Source organism: Allocoprobacillus halotolerans (genome assembly GCF_024399475.1).
Classification (GTDB): Bacteria; Bacillota_I; Bacilli_A; order Erysipelotrichales; family Coprobacillaceae; genus Allocoprobacillus; species Allocoprobacillus halotolerans.
On the sequence record NZ_CP101620.1, the window covers coordinates 2,137,156 to 2,157,367 of the forward strand.

20 protein-coding genes and 3 pseudogenes are annotated in these 20,212 nt (G+C 31.7%); 18 read left to right on the forward strand and 5 right to left on the reverse strand.

Going from position 1 to position 20,212, the window contains the following annotated elements:
- The first annotated feature begins 65 nt into the window (after positions 1 to 65).
- Positions 66 to 1,382, forward strand: a complete 1,317-nt coding sequence (ltrA, locus tag NMU03_RS12595) for a group II intron reverse transcriptase/maturase (protein WP_290138291.1) — start codon at positions 66 to 68, stop codon at positions 1,380 to 1,382.
- A gap of 78 nt (positions 1,383 to 1,460) precedes the next feature.
- On the opposite strand, the gene NMU03_RS12600 is transcribed toward ltrA, so the two are convergent.
- Complete coding sequence (locus tag NMU03_RS12600) at positions 1,461 to 2,228, reverse strand: MurR/RpiR family transcriptional regulator (protein WP_353956699.1); 768 nt, start codon at positions 2,226 to 2,228, stop codon at positions 1,461 to 1,463.
- Between the two features lie 166 nt (positions 2,229 to 2,394).
- Between NMU03_RS12600 and NMU03_RS18105 the strand changes: the two are divergent.
- The 3 genes and pseudogenes from NMU03_RS18105 (at position 2,395) to NMU03_RS12615 (ending at position 5,374) form a co-directional block, all read left to right on the forward strand.
- Positions 2,395 to 3,845, forward strand: a pseudogene (locus tag NMU03_RS18105) (glycoside hydrolase family 1 protein).
- A gap of 15 nt (positions 3,846 to 3,860) precedes the next feature.
- Positions 3,861 to 5,141, forward strand: coding sequence for a PTS sugar transporter subunit IIC (locus NMU03_RS12610; RefSeq protein WP_290138792.1), 1,281 nt, complete (start codon positions 3,861 to 3,863; stop codon positions 5,139 to 5,141).
- 95 nt (positions 5,142 to 5,236) lie between these two features.
- Positions 5,237 to 5,374, forward strand: a complete 138-nt coding sequence (locus NMU03_RS12615) for a hypothetical protein (RefSeq protein ID WP_290138793.1) — start codon at positions 5,237 to 5,239, stop codon at positions 5,372 to 5,374.
- A gap of 470 nt (positions 5,375 to 5,844) precedes the next feature.
- On the opposite strand, the gene NMU03_RS12620 is transcribed toward NMU03_RS12615, so the two are convergent.
- The 4 genes and pseudogenes from NMU03_RS12620 to NMU03_RS12635 all read right to left on the reverse strand — a co-directional run bounded on the left by NMU03_RS12620 (position 5,845) and on the right by NMU03_RS12635 (position 8,752).
- Positions 5,845 to 6,405, reverse strand: a complete 561-nt coding sequence (locus tag NMU03_RS12620; RefSeq protein ID WP_290138794.1) for a DDE-type integrase/transposase/recombinase — start codon at positions 6,403 to 6,405, stop codon at positions 5,845 to 5,847.
- Between the two features lie 85 nt (positions 6,406 to 6,490).
- Positions 6,491 to 7,261 (reverse strand): annotated as a pseudogene (locus tag NMU03_RS12625) (IS3 family transposase); the annotation flags it as partial.
- A 151-nt stretch (positions 7,262 to 7,412) separates the two neighbouring features.
- Entirely contained in the window at positions 7,413 to 7,703 is a 291-nt protein-coding gene (locus tag NMU03_RS12630; protein ID WP_290137672.1) for a transposase, read from the reverse strand.
- A 68-nt stretch (positions 7,704 to 7,771) separates the two neighbouring features.
- Positions 7,772 to 8,752 carry a hypothetical protein gene (locus tag NMU03_RS12635; protein ID WP_290138795.1) on the reverse strand — a complete coding sequence of 327 codons (981 nt, stop codon included), beginning with the start codon at positions 8,750 to 8,752 and terminating at the stop codon, positions 7,772 to 7,774.
- A 172-nt stretch (positions 8,753 to 8,924) separates the two neighbouring features.
- Between NMU03_RS12635 and NMU03_RS17735 the strand changes: the two are divergent.
- The 14 genes and pseudogenes from NMU03_RS17735 to NMU03_RS12700 all read left to right on the forward strand — a co-directional run.
- Positions 8,925 to 9,080 (forward strand): annotated as a pseudogene (locus NMU03_RS17735) (family 1 glycosylhydrolase); the annotation flags it as partial.
- Positions 9,076 to 9,276: a PTS sugar transporter subunit IIB gene (locus NMU03_RS12640; protein ID WP_290138797.1), complete on the forward strand. Its 201-nt coding sequence runs from the start codon at positions 9,076 to 9,078 to the stop codon at positions 9,274 to 9,276. The pseudogene NMU03_RS17735 and the gene NMU03_RS12640, both read left to right, overlap by 5 nt.
- Before the next feature lie 887 nt (positions 9,277 to 10,163).
- On the forward strand, positions 10,164 to 11,567 hold the full coding sequence (locus NMU03_RS12645; RefSeq protein WP_290137985.1) for an IS110 family RNA-guided transposase: 1,404 nt from the start codon (positions 10,164 to 10,166) through the stop codon (positions 11,565 to 11,567).
- A 569-nt stretch (positions 11,568 to 12,136) separates the two neighbouring features.
- The gene (locus NMU03_RS12650; RefSeq protein WP_290138798.1) at positions 12,137 to 12,460 is read left to right on the forward strand and encodes a sigma-70 RNA polymerase sigma factor region 4 domain-containing protein; all 324 of its coding nucleotides are present in this window, start codon (positions 12,137 to 12,139) and stop codon (positions 12,458 to 12,460) included.
- 60 nt (positions 12,461 to 12,520) lie between these two features.
- Positions 12,521 to 12,796: a recombinase family protein gene (locus tag NMU03_RS12655; protein ID WP_290138800.1), complete on the forward strand. Its 276-nt coding sequence runs from the start codon at positions 12,521 to 12,523 to the stop codon at positions 12,794 to 12,796.
- 479 nt (positions 12,797 to 13,275) lie between these two features.
- Positions 13,276 to 13,398, forward strand: a complete 123-nt coding sequence (locus tag NMU03_RS12660; protein WP_290142341.1) for a sigma factor-like helix-turn-helix DNA-binding protein — start codon at positions 13,276 to 13,278, stop codon at positions 13,396 to 13,398.
- Between the two features lie 509 nt (positions 13,399 to 13,907).
- Positions 13,908 to 15,053 carry a lactaldehyde reductase gene (gene fucO, locus NMU03_RS12665; protein ID WP_290138801.1) on the forward strand — a complete coding sequence of 382 codons (1,146 nt, stop codon included), beginning with the start codon at positions 13,908 to 13,910 and terminating at the stop codon, positions 15,051 to 15,053.
- Positions 15,054 to 15,120: 67 nt separating this feature from the next.
- Positions 15,121 to 15,276, forward strand: coding sequence for a hypothetical protein (locus tag NMU03_RS12670; RefSeq protein WP_290138802.1), 156 nt, complete (start codon positions 15,121 to 15,123; stop codon positions 15,274 to 15,276).
- 97 nt (positions 15,277 to 15,373) lie between these two features.
- The gene (locus NMU03_RS12675; protein ID WP_290138803.1) at positions 15,374 to 16,663 is read left to right on the forward strand and encodes an HlyC/CorC family transporter; all 1,290 of its coding nucleotides are present in this window, start codon (positions 15,374 to 15,376) and stop codon (positions 16,661 to 16,663) included.
- Between the two features lie 30 nt (positions 16,664 to 16,693).
- Positions 16,694 to 17,512 carry a YihY/virulence factor BrkB family protein gene (locus tag NMU03_RS12680; protein WP_290138804.1) on the forward strand — a complete coding sequence of 273 codons (819 nt, stop codon included), beginning with the start codon at positions 16,694 to 16,696 and terminating at the stop codon, positions 17,510 to 17,512.
- Positions 17,472 to 18,374 (forward strand): TRAM domain-containing protein, encoded by a 903-nt coding sequence (locus NMU03_RS12685; protein ID WP_290138805.1) that lies wholly within the window; start codon positions 17,472 to 17,474, stop codon positions 18,372 to 18,374. The genes NMU03_RS12680 and NMU03_RS12685 overlap by 41 nt, the downstream gene beginning before the upstream one ends.
- Positions 18,371 to 18,775, forward strand: coding sequence for a class I SAM-dependent RNA methyltransferase (locus NMU03_RS12690; RefSeq protein WP_290138806.1), 405 nt, complete (start codon positions 18,371 to 18,373; stop codon positions 18,773 to 18,775). Before NMU03_RS12685 ends, NMU03_RS12690 begins: the two co-directional genes overlap by 4 nt.
- A 116-nt stretch (positions 18,776 to 18,891) precedes the next feature.
- Positions 18,892 to 19,653, forward strand: coding sequence for a hypothetical protein (locus tag NMU03_RS12695; protein ID WP_290138807.1), 762 nt, complete (start codon positions 18,892 to 18,894; stop codon positions 19,651 to 19,653).
- Positions 19,590 to 20,198: a 4Fe-4S dicluster domain-containing protein gene (locus NMU03_RS12700; RefSeq protein ID WP_290138808.1), complete on the forward strand. Its 609-nt coding sequence runs from the start codon at positions 19,590 to 19,592 to the stop codon at positions 20,196 to 20,198. The genes NMU03_RS12695 and NMU03_RS12700 overlap by 64 nt, the downstream gene beginning before the upstream one ends.
- The last annotated feature ends 14 nt before the right edge of the window (positions 20,199 to 20,212 follow it).

Below are 20,212 nucleotides of genomic sequence, written 5' to 3' on the forward strand. Positions count from 1 at the left end.
GAAACCGTGGAGATAGACGAGTACACTAGAAGACCCGAAAGAAGAATGTAGGGAAGGTGAGTATAATGGATAGCGAAAGAAATGGAGGTAACGAAAATATGAAAACTGATAACACATTGCTTGAGGAAATGCTTAGTGATACTAATCTAGAACTAGCATTTACACAAGTCAAACGAAACAAAGGTGCAAGTGGAGTAGATGGAATGGAAGTAGCTGAACTTAAAGACTATTTAGATAAACATCTAGAAGAAATTAAGGACAGTATACGAAACAAGACATATAAGCCACAACCTGTGAGAAGAGTAGAAATACCCAAACCCGATGGCGGAATACGAAATCTAGGAGTGCCAACAGTACTTGATAGATTTGTCCAACAAGCCATAGCCCAAGTGTTAATACCTATCTATGAACCAATATTCAGTGACAATAGTTTTGGATTTAGACCAAATAGATGTTGCGAAATGGCAATCATCAAAGCATTGGAATATATGAATGAAGGCTATCAGTGGATAGTAGATATAGACCTAGAAAAGTTCTTTGATACAGTTAATCATGATAAACTTATTTCACTTGTCATGAAAGATGTAAAGAGTGGAGAAATAGTATCCCTAATTAGGAAATATCTAGTAAGCGGGATTATGATTGATAATGAATATAAAGAGTCAGTCGTAGGAACACCACAAGGTGGAAATCTAAGTCCGCTACTCAGTAACATAGTTCTCAATGAACTAGATAAGGAAATGGAAGCACGAGGACTAAGATTCACACGATATGCAGATGATTGTATTATATTAGTGGGTAGCAGTAAAGCCGCCGATAGAGTAATGGAAAACATTAGTAAATTCATAGAAAAGAAACTAGGACTTAAAGTAAATATGACTAAAAGTAAAGTTTCCAAACCTAATGATATTAAATATCTAGGATTTGGATTCTATTATGACTCTTTTTCATCTATGTGGAAAGCAAAACCACATGAGAAATCTATCGCAACACTGCAAACAAAACTAAGGAGACTAACAAATAGAAGTTGGTCAGTATCGTGGGAATATAGAATACTTAAGATAAGACAACTTGTAAATGGGTGGATTAACTATTACCGTATTGGAAATTTTATAAAAGTCTGTAGAAAACTAGATGCACAAATAAGATTTAGGATACGTATGTACTTATGGAAGAAATGGAAAACCATAGGAAATAGAGAAAAGCAACTAAGAAAGTTAGGGGCATTACCATGGCAAGCTAAAACTTGGGCAAACAGTCGAAAATCATATGCAAGATGTGCAAGTACATTTCTTCAAACAAGAATAACTAATGATTTATTATATAGAAAAGGACTACCATCAATGGTAGCCCAATATCAGTTAAAACATATTTCAGTATAGATTTAAACCGCCGTATGCCGAACGGCACGTACGGTGGTGTGAGAGGTCGAAAATAAATATAAAATTATTTATTTTCTCCTACTCGATTTCATACCTATTGTAATATTCTAAAGCAATCATATTTGATAGTAACTGGAATAAGATGGTTGAGGAAGAATAGTTGTAATTTGTATCTAATATAATATTTTTATAAACAAATTTACTCTTTTTTAATTGATTCGTAGTTACAAAATATATTTTAGGATAATGGTTTTTATCTAGGATCCTGATTCTTGGTAAGATGATATCAAAAAAGTATCCTCTAGCTGAAAAGATGATGATCAGATCATTTTCATTAGCATTAACGATCGTATCTTTGATTTGAACTGCATCTGTTGTACAATAGACAAATTTACGTAAAGATGCGAGATCATCTTGAAGATTCATTAAGATATGTCCTGATTGCATCATACCTAAAAATGAAACTTTTTCATATCTATGAATGTCATGGACTAATTCTAGGATGATCTTTATATCAATATTTTGATTAAATTGATTGATTTTATCTGTAACACTTTTAACATAGTCACGAAGATCATGACTATTTTGATGTTGATAGTGAAATTTATGTTCTGTTAATGAAACATAACTCTTTATTAAAATTTGTAAATCTAAAAAATCTTGTAAACCAATACATCTACAAAAACGACTTACTGATGCTTTGGATACATTACATGCTTTTGCAATTGAAGTCACAGAAAAGTTTTCACGTGACCCTAGATGGTTAAGAATGTAATGAGCAATAATATAATTAGTACTTCCTTTTTTTCTTTGTCTATAACCGCAAATAACAGCATTAATATATATCCCATTGTTGTTCCTCTCTTATTATAAATTGATTCCTATATTATATTATAGCGTCTTATTATTTTTTGTATCAATGTTTCATAAATTGAAACGATAACACTACTTATGAAATAAACAAATATATTCAATAGAATCATTTATAATGGGGGTCAGAAAGGAGGAACTTATGTTTAATAATCAAAAATTTCCTCAAGATTTACTCTGGGGAGGAGCGAGTGCGATTTTCAATATGAAGGAGGTTTTAATGAAGGAGGTAGAGGTTTATCAACTCAAGATTTTGTGACTAATGGAACAAAAGATTCGCCACGATTAATAACTTATATTTCTAAAGATGGAATTGAAGAATCTATGCCAATTAGAATTTCAATGCCAGAAGGAGCTGTACCTTCATTACAGGATCAATATTATTATCCAAGTCATAAAGCATCAGATTTCTATCATCATTATTTAGAGGATATTCATTTGTATGCTCAAATGGGTGCGACAACAATGCGTTTTTCAATTTGTTGGAGTCGTATTTTTCCTAAAGAGGGAGAAGTCAATGAAGAAGGTTTAAGATTTTATGACAGTATTATTGATGAATGTTTAAAGTATCATATTCAACCATTAGTAACGATCTGTCATGATGAATTACCAGCTGTTTTAGCAAACCAATATCAAGGATGGTTAAATCGTCATGTCATTGATTGTTATTTAGATTTGTGTAAAGTTCTTTTTGAAAGATATAAGGGTAAAGTCAAGTATTGGTTAACATTTAATGAAATCAATGTATTATCTGGATATTATCAGTTAGGTGCTATGCAATGTGATGATCAAACGTTGTATCAGTGTTTTCATCATATCTTTATTGCAAGTGCTTTAGCTGTCAAGTTAGGTAAATCTATTAATAAAGACTTCATGATTGGTTGTATGTATGCTTCATCACCTGGTTATCCAGCAACTTGTGCACCTAAAGATATTTGGGCACATATGTGTCAGGAAAGAAATGTATATTATTTTTCTGATGTTATGATGAGAGGATATTATCCAAGTTTTGCTTATCAAATGTGGAAAGAAAAAGGTATTCATTTAGATATCCTTGAAGGTGATGAGGATATTTTAAGGAATGGTGTATTAGATTTTTATGCTTTTAGTTGTTATCGTTCTTCTATTGTTTCTAGTGAATCAAAGATCTATGCGGTATGAGCTTTGAAACAAATCCTTATTTAAAGACAACGTCATGGGGATGGGCAATAGATCCTTTTAGTATTCGCTATGTCTTGAATAAAGTCTATGATCGTTATCAAAAGCCTTTATTTATTGTAGAAAATGGTTTGGGTGAAATTGATAAAGCTGATGAGAATGGTTATGTTGAAGATGATTATCGTATTGAATATCTTCAAACACATTTTGCAGAGATAAAAAAGCAGTAGAAATTGATAAGATACCAGTTATTGGTTATACGATGTGGGGTGGTGTTGATCTTGTTTCTTTATCAACAGGAGAAATGAAAAAAGATATGGATGGATCTATGTTGATTTTAATGATCTTGGTCAAGGAACAGGAAAAAGGACACCAAAGAAATCATATTATTGGATGAAAGAATTTTTACAAACAAATGGAGAAAATATAAAATAGAAGGGAAATATGAGAATGGAAAAATTTACAGAAATTTTTACAAAAATAGCTGCTAAGATTTCTACTAATAAATATTTAGTTGCTATTAGAGATGGTTTGATGGCTTTAATGCCTATGTTGATCGTTGGTTCTATTGGAACATTACTTGGTTCGGTTGTTTTTTCAACAAATGGTCTAGCTCAAATCAAGGGGTTAGAATTTTTACAAAATTATTCACAGGTTTTCTTGAAACTAGCAAATAGTACAACTGATATTTTAGCTTTACTTGCAGCTTTTTCTATAGGTAGAGCTTATGCAAAGAACTTTAAATCTGAAGGATTTTTAGAAGGGGTTCTTGCGGTTGTATGTTTCTTGATCGTTTCACCAAATACATTAAATGTTGTTGTCGATGATAAGAGTCAAGTTGTTGCTGGAGTTTTATCAACGAATGTTATTAATTCTAGAGGATTGTTTGTAGCAATGATCGCAAGTGTTGCCTGCGTAGCAGCTTATAGTCATCTTGTGAAAATTGATAAATTAAAAATCAAATTACCTGATAGTGTTCCACCAAACGTAGCAGGAGCATTTACAGTTATTATTCCTACTTCAATCGTATGTATCGCAACAACTTTATTTGCAGCTATTTTTGAAGGATTAGTAGGTTCTAATATGGCTGATTTTATTTATAGTGTATTACAAGCTCCTATTCAAGCAGCTTTCCAACATCCACTTGGAATTTTGATCGTAGTATTCTTTGCAGGATTATTCTGGTTCTTAGGTGTTCATGGTTCTTCATTAGCAATGACGATCGTTGGTCCTATTATGTACGCTTCTTTACAAGTCAATATGAGTGCATTTGCGAATGGTCAACCAGTTACTGAGATTGTTACTTACCCATTCTGGAATTTATTTGCAACAATGGGTGGATTTGGATGTACTTTGGGATTGATTGCAGCAATCTTTATTGTTGGTAAAAAAGAAGAAGATAAAGCTATTGCTAAGTTATCATTGCCTGCAGGTATTTTTGGAATCAATGAACCTATGATTTTTGGATTGCCAATTGTTATGAACCCTATTATTGCAATACCATTTATCTTAACACCAATTGTAACATGTATTATTGGATACTTAGCAATGTATTTAGGAATATGTTCTAAGTTTGTATCAGCAGTTCCATGGGTCGTACCTCCTTGTCTTAATGGTTTTATAGCAACCGGTGGAGATATAAGGATGGCTCTTGTTCAAGCAGTTTGTTTAGTTGTATCAACATTGATTTATATCCCATTTGTAAAAATTAGAAATAATGTTGATAAGTAGAGGATGAGAATTCATCCTTTTTTTGCATATATGTTCACTTAAAGCTGAAATAAAGTATAATAGATATATACTCCATAGGGGTGGGAAGTGTATATGTGAAAAAGAAATTTGATGTTATTGGCATGACTTGTAGTGCTCATGTTGATAAAGCAGTGAGAGGATTAGATGGAGTTCTTATTAGGAAACTAACATACATAATGATAGGAATTAGTGGATTGCTTAATCTTATTTAAATGAAAAGACATCTTTCTTATTATATAAGAAATGATGTTTTTTCATTATTATGTTTGAGACTACTATAGTAATGATTAAAATATGATGAATAAGTATGGATGATTTCATATATCTATATATTGTTGATTTTTAAATATTATAGAAATTGTAAATGTTATTTTGAAATTAATGCTATTAATATATATTTTTTGTAAATAGCATAATAGATTGTTGGGATAATATTTAACTTTTAAATAAACATGATAGACTTTACTTAAATTATAAGGGGTAGAGTAAAAAATCTATGAAAGTTTTACTCTTTGCAACTTTACAAAGTGTACGATGACTCTGGCAGGATGCATTTATTTGAAAATCTTTCTTTGTCTTTTTCCAAAATTTACGGACTGCCATCTTTCCAATAAAAAAGCCCATTTTTGGGCGCAATGAGGGTATCGTTTCTCACGTCATTTTTTTAAAAATGGTGAACTTTCTATGCTGCGTGATATTGTGAGCTGTACTCGATAAGTTGCAGCCATCTGTCAGGCATAAGCATATCCTTTTTGAACAGACCGTCATCAACAGGCGTCTTATAGTTCAGTGCTGAATGCCTTCTTAAGAAATTGAAGAAGCATACAAACAGGACCATATAACTATTTGCACATTCAAGCCTGTCATAGCCATTTGTTCCCTGATAGTTTTGCTTGTATGTCCTGTTGAGGCGCTCCTCAATCTGCTTGAAAGGTCTGTATTTCTGTGATTCCTCATCAAGATTCTTTACACCGATGACCTGATGCAGGTCAAACTTGATTCCATTGATTTCAAAGAAAACCTGTGCTGCATTATAGATTGGATTCCCATCTGTTATAAGAGTCATGTCATCTGGGATTTCACTGTAATGACTTAGACACTCATAAATAGATGTACAGGCACATTTTGTATCTCTTACGGGATAAATTGTGTAAGAAGTGATGATCTTTGTCTTGGGATCAGACCAGAAGAACACGTAATGATTCTTGCCTCTTATCTTAATATAGGTTTCATCGCCGGACAATATGGAGCCAAGCCTGTATGGATACCTGTCAACAAGAGGCTTGACCAGACGTGATACATGGTACTATGTCAAGATTTCGGACAACTTAAATTGCAGAATTTGTAATAAAAGTTGTTTGATTTTTGTTAGTCACTGCTAACATATAGTTTTTCTCGTATTCGTTGGGTGACTGATACCCACAATGTGAATGAATCCTTATTGTATTGTAGAATCCCTCTATGTATTCAAATACAAGTTGATATGCTTCTTCATAATTCATTATCTTATAAAAATTCAACCACTCCCTTTTGATTAATGCATGAAATGATTCTATACAGGCATTATCCCATGGTGTTCCTTTTCTTGAGTAACTTGTTACAAATCCTTCTGTCATCTCCTGATATTTAGTTGATGTGAACTGCACGCCCCTGTCACTTTGCACCACTAATGGTTTTTCTACCTTCCTTCTTTCCTTTGCCTTTTCAATACTTTTTAGAACTTCATCTGTTTCCATCGTTTTTGTCAGCACCCATGATATGATTTTTCTTGAGTATAGGTCCATGACGCTTGTCAAATAGACAAAGCCTTCATCAACTGTTCTTATATAAGTTATATCTGTACACCAGGCACAATCAGGTCTTGATGGATTAAAATGTCTATTGAGCAGATTTTTAAGCCTTGAAGAGAAATCCTCACTTATTGTTGTTTGAACGTATGGCTTTACATATCTAGCCTTCCAGCTGTTTTCTCTCATGATGGAATAAATGTATCTTTGACTGACTTTTTCACCATTTTGATTGAGCATCTCTGTTATTTTTGGTGAGCCATATATTTCATGAGAATTTCTATAAATTTCCTCAACTTTCTTTGTAATTTTTCTCTTCTTTGTTTTGTATAGCTTGGCTTTCTATTAATGTAATCATAATAACCTGATTTGCTGACATCTAACTGTTTTAGCACACTGGAAATCGAAATTGTTGAATCTTTCTTTTTTGATTCTTTAACACTTTCGTAGATGTCCTTTTGGTTTATTTTCCCAGTATGCCAATAGCCTTTTTTAGGATTTCTAATGCATCCTTTGTATCTTTAAGTTCTTTTCTTAATTTGGCTATTTCCTTAGCTTCATCACTTGAATAATTTCCACTTCCTCTTATAATCACTTCATCATTATTTTTCTTGTAACTTTTCATCCATCCACCAATCGTCGTATCATGAATTCCAAATCTTTTTGATACACTTACATATGATTCATCTGGATGATCTAAACAGTACTGAATCACTCCTTCTCTAAAATCTTTATCATAAGTATGTTTTGCCATATGTTTCTTCCTCTCATTCTGTTTGTTTTATAATTCATATGACATTGTACCATCAATGATTTTCTCTGTCATTTACCTTGTACAGTTTTTATTCTACCATCAACAGTTGTCGCATAGTTGATGACTGTCTGGTGTGATATTTTAAAGCCATGGACTTCCCTGATGATCAGTGCAGTCTTTCTTGAAGAAAGACCATAGTTGACGTAATAGGTCAATGCCAATCCAAGGATTCTGTGATCAAAATGAATTCTTGAAAGATTGATAGGAGTTGTGATGTTTTCTTCAGCCTTTTTAAGATTGTCAAGATTGAACTTGAAGTCACGATAGTGATAGCGAAGCCTGTACTGATTGCTTGAAGTCAGAAGGTGTTCTCCCTTTCCTTCATCGACAAGCTTTTTGTTTTTGATGTAATAGGGGCATTTCATGCTTGGGCATACAAAAACAAGATATCCCTGGCGGTCGTGCTTCATATCAAGCTTTTTGCCACAATGAGGACAGAAGATGCCCGTTTCACCGGAAAGAGAGATCTTCAGGGAAAATGTCTGGCAGCATACCTTGCACATGAATTGACCGCGACCATTGTTGTCATAGATATATTCATGAGGAGCACCACAAAAAGGGCAGACACCCTTAAAGTCAAAATTATTGTTTCTTCTGTTGACAGGCTTGATAGGACGACCATCCTTTAATGCATTTCTAAGAATATCTTCAAAACTCAGCTGAACAGGTGCTTCCTTTTTGAAGACAGGAGGCTCGTCAATTTTAAAGTCGGCATAAGGAATGGTATGATCATTCTTATTGGATTTCTTTAATTTCTTAAACTCTTTTTTAAGAGTGGGATTGATGTATTTATCAAAGAAATCAATCATCCAGTCGAGATGGATTGTCACCTGCTCAAGGTGATAAATAAAATCAGAGGAATTAAGATGATACTCAACAGAATGAGGGATAGACTTTATCAACTGAAAGAAATCAATATATTTGGAAAACTTAAAGTTAGATTTAGAAAAAGAATTTAAATTATTTAAGATATGTGTTATAGTATTCATGTGAAATATCCTTTCGTTAGATTTTGTGTAAAGAATACTATAACATGGATATTTCACTTTTTTAATACAAATTTTAGAGAAATAGTAAAAAAATAAGAATACAAATTATTATTAAAATAGAACAAATAAAACAAATCAAGAGTAGTGCATTTGTGTTGTCATATAGCAACTTTTGACACTACCTTATAAGGAAAGGGGAGATAGTTATGGAACTAAGAAAAGATTTTTTGGGGGTGGCGCTACGGCTGCTAACCAATATGAAGGCGGATATTTAGAAGGTGGTAAAGGTTTAAGTATTGCTGATGTAGAAAGAGGAGCAAGACATGGCATCAAATACTCTAAAAATATTATTATGTTGTACGTCAGGATTAACAACTTCTTATTTTGCATATTTAATGCAGGAAGCATTAAATCAAACTCATCATTGTGTAGATGTTGATGCTATTAATTATTTAGAATTGGATGCTATTCAAAATCAATATGACTGTATATTATTAGCACCTCAAATTGATTATCATTATTGAGAATTAAGACAAAAATATGGTGAGAAGGTCATGATGATTGATACGATTGATTTTGCAAGCGGAAATGTAAATAGACTATTAAAACAATTGATTTAATATTTAAAAGATGAAATTTAAAATTTATCTTTAAGCATGATATTATCAGTAATCTGAAATTCGTCAATTAAAGAATTCATTTATTTAATAATGATTTATCTTTATTAGTGATGATAATGGATTGCTTTTTTAGTTGTAGTTGTGTCTTCAATATCATCAAATGTAAATAAAAAATATTATCTAATAAAACGTCTGAATTTTTAACTAATGTTATCTGATTTACTATATTGTGTATTTTATTTGCGATACTTGTATTACTTCACATAGAGGTATCCATAACATATATTGTTTTAGCTAGTTTATTTTTATGTGAATTTGTTTATATTTTGAAAAAACAATAGAATATTTTAAATATTAGTCATTTTTCTTTCTTTGTTAGATATGACTTTTGAAATTTGTTTAGGTACATAATTGTTATATAGACGTCAATCATATAAATGAAGTTTGTATATAACTTCTTCTCGTATAATATGTATAGAAGTTTGAATTAAGGATTTCTCTTTTTAAACAACTGAGATATCTCAGTTGTTTAAAAAATCCTTGCTTCTACACTCTCTTTTAAGATAATAGTTTCGTTTTGAATCAAGGTTTTATTCTTTTCTCCTGCGGCCATCTTGTTATGTTCCACTTCTAAAAGACTTAATCCTCTGTTCAAGGCGTACTTTATACCCGAATGAGTTTGTTGCAGCAGTGTATTCTCACTTGTCTCCGCATTTACGAGGTTGCGTTTGTCTTGATTTAGAGGTGCAATTCAAAACCATTTACATACTTTAGAAAGAAGGTCATTTTTTATGAAAAATTACAATTACAATCTTTATGTTGGCATTGATGTCTCTAAAGGCAAGGCTGATGCTGCTGTTCTGGCTGTCCCTGAATTAAGATCGGTCAAACCTCATTTCCTTAGAAAAAAATTATCTTTTAAGTTTATTAAATCTGAAGTTGTTGAGTTTTTAAATACTGTTAGAAAGTATTCCAGTGATCAGTACTGTCTCCACACTTATTTTGCTTTGGAAGTCACTGGCATATATTCTACTAATATCTACACCTTTATTAAACAAAACTGTAATAGCGATGAAGAAATCCATCAGCTTAATACGGATTTCGTTAATAAATGGAGAGAAAGCCATAATATATCTAAATCTGATCCTTTGGATGCTCAAACCATCTGTTCCATTATCGGTACTGATGATCAGGTCAAATATGTTTCAGATTCTGTTTTTGAAAACAAAAACGGATATCAAGATCTTAAGGCTCTCGTTCACAGACACTATCAGATTAAAAAACTCTATTCTCAGGAAACTAACCGTCTCATTGCCCTTTGTGATTGTTATTTCCCTGAACTTCAGTATGTTTTTGAACCTAAATCAGCTGCTTTCCTGGCTGTCTTATCTCAATATCCTACTTCGCATGATATCATAAATGCTTCCAAAAATGAAGTGTTTCATCTTGTTTACGAAGCAACTAAACATCGCTGCAGTATGGATAAGATTGATAAGCTTTTCAATTATGCTCAGGATACACTGGTTCCACATGTATCCGATCATATGAGATATGTTATTTCCAACACTGTTGAAAGCATCATCCATATTCGTACACAATTGAAACTGATTGAAAAAGATATCAGAAAGCTTGCTGCCACTTTTAATGTTTACAGTCTGCTGTTGACCATCACTGGCTGTGGTCCTTTGACTGCCGCTGTTATCATCGCTGAAACCGGAGACATCTTCAGATTCAAAAATGCTGATCATTATGTCTCTTACAGTGGTTCATCACCACGTAACAAGCGTTCTGGCAAGTCTGTGGAAATCATGGGCAAGATTTCCAAGAAAGGCTCAAAATACCTGAGACACGCTCTTTACATGATTGCCGAATTTGCCAGACGACATAATCCTGTTCTTAAACACTTATTTGAAAGAGTGAAGAACGGAAATAAAAAGCGTCATAAATTAGCGGTCATTGCAGTTGCCAATCGCATTGCCAGATATATCTATTCAATCATGAAAAACGAAAGCAGTTTTATAATCATGCATGAAAATATCATGCGATTACCAGAAGAAACCCGAAATACGTTCTTCAATTCAATATCTTTAGATTTTCCAAAGAATACCAGAAAACAGATTTATCAGTATTCTGATATCAATGGTGAAATCCATCGCTTTGTTTATAGGAACGAAGCAACGGAATCAGTAGCTTAAAAACAAAGAAAACCTAAAATGTAAGAGCTTTCAAACACTGGGTTTTGAGAAGTTGTTTTTAGTGCACCCAAAAATCCACTAAAAACATCAAAGAACATCGGATTGCTCCTCTAAATCAGGACAAACACTATTAAAATCATTTTTTTAAATTAATTATTGACATTTAATAGTTTGTCTTTTTATTGATGACAATTTTAAACAAATAATTACATAATATGTCTTATATCGAATAAAAATGATTATTTTTTGAAAAAAATCTACAAGAATATTATCATTTATCAAGCTATATTTATAGTTCGACAAATTAAACATAAAGAATATTGTAAGTTTATATCCTATATTAAATATTTTAGGAGAAGTGTGTCTATGAACAATATTCGTTTACCTCCTTATTTTTCTTTTTTGGAAAATATACCAGGAAAAATATGAACTATAAAATTTATGATTATGCAAAGAATGATTTTAAAAGGCAATTAGACGACAGGGGAAATTTGAAATATTACATAAGAGTCAATAAAAAATTTATTGAGGTTACAAGATAACAATATTTAGTTTGTTTTCGAAGCTATATGAAAATTAAATATGACAGAAAGAGGGAAGTAGCAAGATCAGTCCAATATTTTGGAGATATTGATCAGGCTACTTCCTTTATTTTGTCCAAGACTACAACTTATTGTATAAATCAAATATACATAAAAGATTTAGTAAATCTTGCAATTCAAGAGATACATAAACTGCCTGATAAATATAAAGATATAGCAATCTGTATATTTCTGAATGAAATGACTATTGCTGAAACATCTTTGAAATTAAGAATACCAAAATCTGCAATTTATGACAGAAAAATAAAAATACAAAAAATATTACAAGAAATTTTAAAAAAATTCGGATAAATATTTTCAAGTTTCTGCGGCAAAGGGTGAAGGGACATTTCCATTAAGGAGCTAACTGAAATGAAAGAATTAAAAGCATTTATTTATTGTAGAGTATTAGATGAAAAAGCAAGAAGTTTGCTTGACTATCAGGAAAAGAAATTAACTGAGTTATCACAATATCTTGATATGAAAGTCATAGCATGTGCCAAAGAAGTAGGTAGTTGGAAATATTTTGGTACTTTTGCTATACAAAAACTTATTCATCATATAGTTGTTGGAAAGATTGATGTTGTTCTCGTTTATGATGAAACGAGATTAGCTATTTATGATGATTTCTATGCGAATTTCAAATGATATGTGATCAACATGATGTTGATATTCTTACAATCAATGATTTAAAATCAATGATTTTTGCAAATTCAATATTAAAATGCCATGACTAACAATCATGGCTTTTTGCGTTGCTATTGTAGAAGTCCACCATGATCTTCTTTTTCGAAGAAAAGGAGGTAAAAAATGAGCTACAATTATGCAAAAGAATTAGCAAAATGGACAAAGTGGAAAGAACAGGAAGAACAATTATTAAGGTCATTGAATGTTGAAAAAATATAATCAGTCAATTACATGAATATGATTGGGAAGCATTTAAAACAGACAGAAGAATAAGAAGAAAACAAAATGTAACATTAGACAGTTTGTTTTACAGTATTCCCTGTTATGACAAAAAAGATATTTTAACAGTTGAAGATTTATTAGATGAAATAGAAAATGAGGCATTGCTTCATTACTTATCTCAAACAGATTAAACAACTTTAAATATTATTTTGATGAAGATGTTAGGTTATTCAACTAGAGAAATATCAGAAATATTGAAAATAAGTTCTTCAGCAATTTATGTTCGTATACATCGTTTGAAAAATAATTTAAAAAAATTACAAGATGATGTAAGAAAATAATGATTGAAATGGACTATATAGTGTAAGGTTCAAAAAGACACCTAAAAAAGTACCTTGATAACTGAATAACAGCCATTGGATACGTTCCTGTTAAATGAGCCTTTCAACAAATACGCCATGACTATTAGACAATCTAGTAAGAGCGATGAAATATTGAGTTGTAAAAATAGATCAGCACCTATTTGGCAATGATACTTAACAGCAATAATGATACTCCTGTTAATTCATAGTCCGAGCGTTAGAAGCGTCGCAGGCATTGATAGCAGTTGCATGAGAACCATGCGAGGGTGAGATTCCCGTGAGAACTTTGCTAGAATTCGTCTAAATGGTATCCCTTGTTTTTTGGGTGGTCAGCGACAAATAAAAAAACAATAACTGAGTGTAGAAGAAATATGCTCAGTTTTACATAATGAATTTGATAAAATGTTACAAACACTTTCATCTGTAACTTGTTTTTATTTTCACATGAATGATAAAATAGAAACAGTTAAAAAAGGAGATAGATAAAAATGGCAAACAGATTTGTATTAAATGAAACAAGTTATCATGGAAAAGGAGCAATCAATGAAATCCCTAATGAAGCTAAAGCAAGAGGATTCAAAAAAGCATTAGTTTGTTCAGATCCAGACTTGATTAAATTTGATGTAACTAAAAAAGTTACAGATTTATTAGATGAAGCAGGATTAGCTTATGAAGTTTATTCAGATATCAAACCTAATCCAACTATTGAAAATGTTCAACATGGTGTTGAAGCATTACATGCAGCTGAAGCTGATTATATTATTGCAATTGGAGGAGGATCATCAATGGATACAGCTAAAGCAGTTGGTATTATTGATAGAAACCCTGAATTTGCAGATGTAAGAAGTCTTGAAGGTGTCGCTGATACAAAGAATCCTTGTACACCAATTTTTGCTGTACCTACAACAGCTGGAACAGCTGCTGAAGTGACAATTAACTATGTTATTACTGATGCTCAAAAAGATAGAAAAATGGTATGTGTAGATGTTCATGATATTCCAGTTGTTGCATTTGTTGATCCTGATATGATGGCTTCAATGCCAAAAGGTTTAACAGCTGCAACTGGTATGGATGCTTTAACACATGCAATTGAAGGTTATATCACAAAAGGTGCATGGGAAATGAGTGATATGTTCCATTTAAAAGCTATTGAAATCATTGCAAAAAATTTAAGAGGAGCTGTTGACAATACACCTGAAGGTAGAGAAGGTATGGCTTTAGGTCAATATATCGCAGGTATGGGATTCTCTAATGTTGGTTTAGGATTAGTTCATAGTATGGCTCATCCTTTAGGGGCATTATATGATACACCTCATGGTGTTGCTAATGCAATTATCTTACCAACAGTTATGGCATACAATGCACCATATACTGGTAAAAAATATAAAGATATTGCTGAGGCTATGGGTGTTGATACAACAGGTATGACGCAAGATGAATATCGTCAGGCAGCCATTGATGCAGTGAAACAATTATCTACAGATGTTGGTATTCCAGCAGATTTAAAAGAAATTGTCAAAGTAGAAGATTTAGATTTCTTAAGTGAAAGTGCATTGGCTGATGCTTGTTGTCCTGGTAATCCTCGAGATACAACTGTGGAAGAAATCAAAGCATTATATCAATCTTTATTATAATAATGAATCAGTACATCTATCATGGATGTACTTTTTTTGTTATAATGATTATGGAGTGTGAATAACTATGGTTATAATTAATCAAACTTTGATCATGTCATTTTTAGGTATTATTGCGACAAGTAGTATTGTTTTTCCTGTTTTATTTCTTGTTCAAAGAAAAAAACATCATCGTGAATGGATGGAATTGATCAAAAATAAAGAGAATCATCAATCTAAATAAAGAAATCTATTAATGAATAGAGTGGTTGTTTGACAATTCACTTATTTTATAGTAATATTTAGGAAATTTATGTGATAAAAAGGAGATATGTATTAAAATGGACTCGAGTCATATAGTCATGATTTTTGCTTTTATTGCGCTTATTTCTTTATCGGCTCTTTTTTCAATGAGTGAAACAGCGTTTATGTCTATTAATAAAATAAGAATAAAAACTTTGGCAGAAGAAAATAACAAGAAAGCCATTCTTATTCGATCATTACTGGATGATCAGACACGTTTATTAAGTTCAGTCTTAGTGGGGAATAACTTAGTGAATATCGCTGCATCTTCATTAACGACATCTTTTGTGATTAGTCTTTTAGGAAATGAGGGAACAGGTGTTGCTATAGCAACTGGAGTTGTAACATTAATTATTTTGATTTTTGGTGAAATTACACCTAAATCTTTAGCTACTCAAAATGCGGAATCTATTGCATTTGGAGTTTGTCGTTTTATTAAACTTATTACAATTATCTTTACCCCAGTCGTTACGATATTAAACATTGTTTCAGGGCTTTTTATTCGCTTGTTTGGTGGAGATGCCAACAATGGTCCAACAATGACAGAAGAAGACTTAAAAACAATTGTGACGGTATCTCATGAAGAAGGCGTATTAGAAGATGAAGAAAAAGAAATGATTCATAATGTCTTTGAATTTGGTGATACTGAAATTAAGGAAGTCATGACACCAAGAATCCATGTTGAAAGTATTTCTACAGATACAACATATGATGAAGTGATTGAAGTTTTTAGGGAATCTCAATTTTCTAGATTACCTGTACATAATGATTCATATGATGAAATTGTAGGTGTTCTTTATATTAAGGATTTATTTATGTATGATGTCAATCGTGATGATTTTGATGTCACCAAAATCATGCGTGAAACATATTTCGTTTATGAATTTAATCAAATTTCTGATGTTTTTGAAGCTATGCGTAAAGATCATGTTTCATTAGCTGTTGTTTTAGATGAATATGGTGTGATGAGTGGAATTGTAACATTGGAAGATATTGTTGAGGAAATTGTTGGTGAAATTGATGATGAATATGATGAAATTTTACAGTCTATTGTAGATTTAGGACATGGTGAATATTTAATAGATGGAAGTTTAAATATTGATGAAGTCAATGATGTTTGTGATACAACTTTTGATTCTGAAGATTTTGAATCAATTGGTGGACTTGTTTTGGGACAATGTAATGGAAGTCCTGAAATGAATCAGGTTATAGTCATTGATGGAATTGAGTTTACAATTAAAGAAATTGATAAAAATAGGATTGTATTGTTGCATTTGAAAAAGGTTTTAGAAGATGAAGAAGAGAAAGGAGAGGAAAAACAGGATTAATTTTTTCCTCTCTTATTGGTGGAGAATATGATGAGAGAATTCTATGAGCGCTGTACAATTATATACGATGATTATCGCACTGCTATACCACCATATGCTGCAGCGGCATTATCGTTTTATCTGTTGTTGTTGCTGATTCCAGCTTTTACATTAATTGCAATTGGAACTTCACTTTTTAACATTGATATGACGGTTTTACAAAATATTATTGAACAATTTGTTGTCAAAGAATATGCTTTGATGTTAATTGATATATTGCAATCCCGTTCTTTTAATACTGTTGCCTTTGTTACAATTATTGTTTCTGTCTATACGGTATCACGAGGAATTGGTAATATTTATGAAATTAGTAAGCGTATGTATCAACCTGAAACAGAAGAAAGTATTTTAGGTTTTTATATCTATACGATTAAAATTACGATTTATTTACTGTTATTATTGATAGGTGTGATTGCGATTACTGCGATTGGACCATTGGCTTATATATTTAACTTTTTATATTCATATGCAGGCATTCGTCATATTTTATTATACGCTTTGATTTGTTTTTGTTTGACAGGTATATATATGATTGTTCCTAGAATGAAAATTCATTACAGTGATGCTTTTCAAGGAGCTTTGATTGCTAGTGTTTTATTGTTGATATTGTATTATGCTTTAAGTTTTTATTTACAGATTGCTGATTATCAGTCTGTATATGGACCTTTAGCGTCTATTGTCATTGTTTTGTTTGTGTTTAATTGGACTGCCGAATTTTTCTATATCGGCATGTATATTACAAATATATTATATTTCAGGAGGATCTCTGATGAGAAAAGAAAGAGTAGAAATAAAGAAATTGGGAATTAATGGTGAAGGAATTGGATATATTCATAAAAAAATATGTTTTGTTCAAGATGCTTTACCAGGGGAAATTGTGGATGTAGAAATTATTCAAGAAACACGTCAATTTTTAAAAGGAAAAGTGATGAACTTTATTGAAAAATCTCAATATCGTCAATCTTCATTTTGTAAAGAATCTAAAAACTGTCAAGGTTGCGCCTTAACAACTCTTGAATATAGTCAACATCTGACATTTAAAAAAGGATTATTAAAAGATGCTTTGAAAAAATATACGCATTTTGATGTAGAACGTTTACCTATTCAAAAAACTGTAAAAGCACCATTGACTGAACATTATCGTCAAGTTGTTTCTTTACCAATGACTTATTTTAAAGGAAAGGTTTATGCAGGTATTTTTCAACGTGAAACAAAATATCTCACTTTAATGGATCAATGTCCAATGCAAAATCAATTCATCAATGAATGTATTCAAAAGGTTGAAGAGATTTTAAATGCTTATCATGTCAGAGATTATAATGATAAAGTTAAAAAAGGATTACGTTTTATGCGTATGCGTCTTATTGATGGACAAATTCAAATTTTATTTGTAACGGGACAGGATGGGATGAAACAAGAAGTGATAGATGCGATTAGTCAAATCCCAGCAGTTAAAAGTATTTGGTATACAATTAATACAACACGTTATCAGCAATTTGAAATGCAGGGATATAAGAAAGTTTATGGACAATCTTATTTACCATTTGAATGTTTTGGTCAAAAATATTTATATTCGGTTAAATCAGAGTTTCCAGTTTATCCAGAAATGGAAAAAGAAAGCTTGAACTTATTCGTTCATTATTATCTGATCATTCCAACATTTTATCATTGAATTGTGGAATTGGTTTATTAGAACTTTCACTTGATCAAGATATTGTTGCGATTGATGAAAAGAATTATCATATTAAAGATGCTAAGGATAATGCCAAGTTTTTAGGTAAGAATAATGTGCAATGGATTTGTCAAAATGTTGATGAAGCAACAATTTTACAATGTAAAAAGAAACGTTTTGATGAAGTTATCGTGAGAAGTTCTGAGTTGAGCGATGCGATGAAACAAAGCTTTATTTTATCTAAAGTCAAACATATTATTTATGTTAGTGATCATCCTTCATCTTTAGCAAAAGATTTAGAACAATTGGATAAGTATTATCGTATTGATAAAATGATTCCAATGGATACTTTTCCATATTCTGCCAAATTTGATACGATTGTAAGTCTTATTAGAAAATAGTTCTCAAAAAGAGAACTTTTTTGTGTATTTTTTGTGAACAGAACAGATAATAGTGTTTCCAAATGTCAAAAAAAATGCTATACTATATAAGTATTTTAAAGATATGGAGGGATATAATGTCAATTTTATCTGGAAAAGGAAAAGTTAAATTAGATGGACAAAAAGGTTTAACAAAAGATAAACCTATTTTGACTATCGAAACACCTGACGTTATTTATGTTCCCCTTGTTTTAGGAGTTGCGACAGACTTTGATGTTCATGTCAAAGAAGGAGATCATGTTTGTATTGGAACAAAACTTGCGACACGTAAGAGTATGTATGTTCCAATTTATTCTCCTGTGTCTGGAACAGTAAAGGGGATAGAAAAACGTATGCATGCTTCTAAGCGTTTGCAAAATCATATTGTGATTGAAAATGATCATAAAGATGAAAAAGTAAAAGCTTATGAAGTGAGTGATCCTGATCATATGAGTCAGGAAGATATTATTAAAGCCATTAAAGAATTGGGAATTGTTGGATTAGGTGGTTCAGGATTTCCAACATATGTGAAATATGAAAATGTTAAAAATATTGAAACAATTTTGATTAATGGTGTAGAATGTGAACCATTCTTAACAAGCGATCATGTGGCTATGAAACGTGATATTAAAGCTTTGTTTGATGGTGTTCATTATATGATTCAAGCTGCTGGAGCTAAAAATGCAATTATTGCGATTAAAGAACATAAACCTGATTTAATGGAGTTATTAGTCGAAGAAGCGAAGAATTATGACAATATTAAACCACGCGAAGTTCCTGACCGTTATCCAATGGGATGGGAAAGAGTCTTGATTCGTACTGTCTTCAAAAAGAATATGATCGTTTACCAGCAGAAATAGGAGTTATTGTCAATAACTCATCAACTGCGATTGCACTTTCAAAAGGAATCCGTAATGGAGAAGCAATTACACGTCGTGTTGTTACATTCTCTGGAAATGGATTGAAAGAACCACAAAACGTTGATGTGGCAATTGGAACACCAGTGAATTATATTGTTGAAAAAATTGGTGGATACATTGATGATGATTGTGATGGTTTCTTAGTTGGTGGTGGACCAATGATGGGAAAATCTATAGTCAATGATACTTTCGTGATTTATTCTCATAACAATGCAATTACAGTTATGAAAAAAGAAAACATTCAACCATTACCATGTTTAAAATGTGGTGAATGTACTTTACATTGTCCAATGCATTTACAACCAGTTCGTATTATGCAGGCAGAAAAAGCAGCCAATGTGGAATTGATTGAAAAATTAGATACTGATCGTTGTGTTGAATGTGGTATGTGTACATATATTTGTCCAAGTAAAATTGAAGTGACAGATATGGTAGCAAAAGCAAAACGTCGTATGCAATTAGCTCAAAGAAAGAAAAATGCGTAGGGAGGTTGAAAACT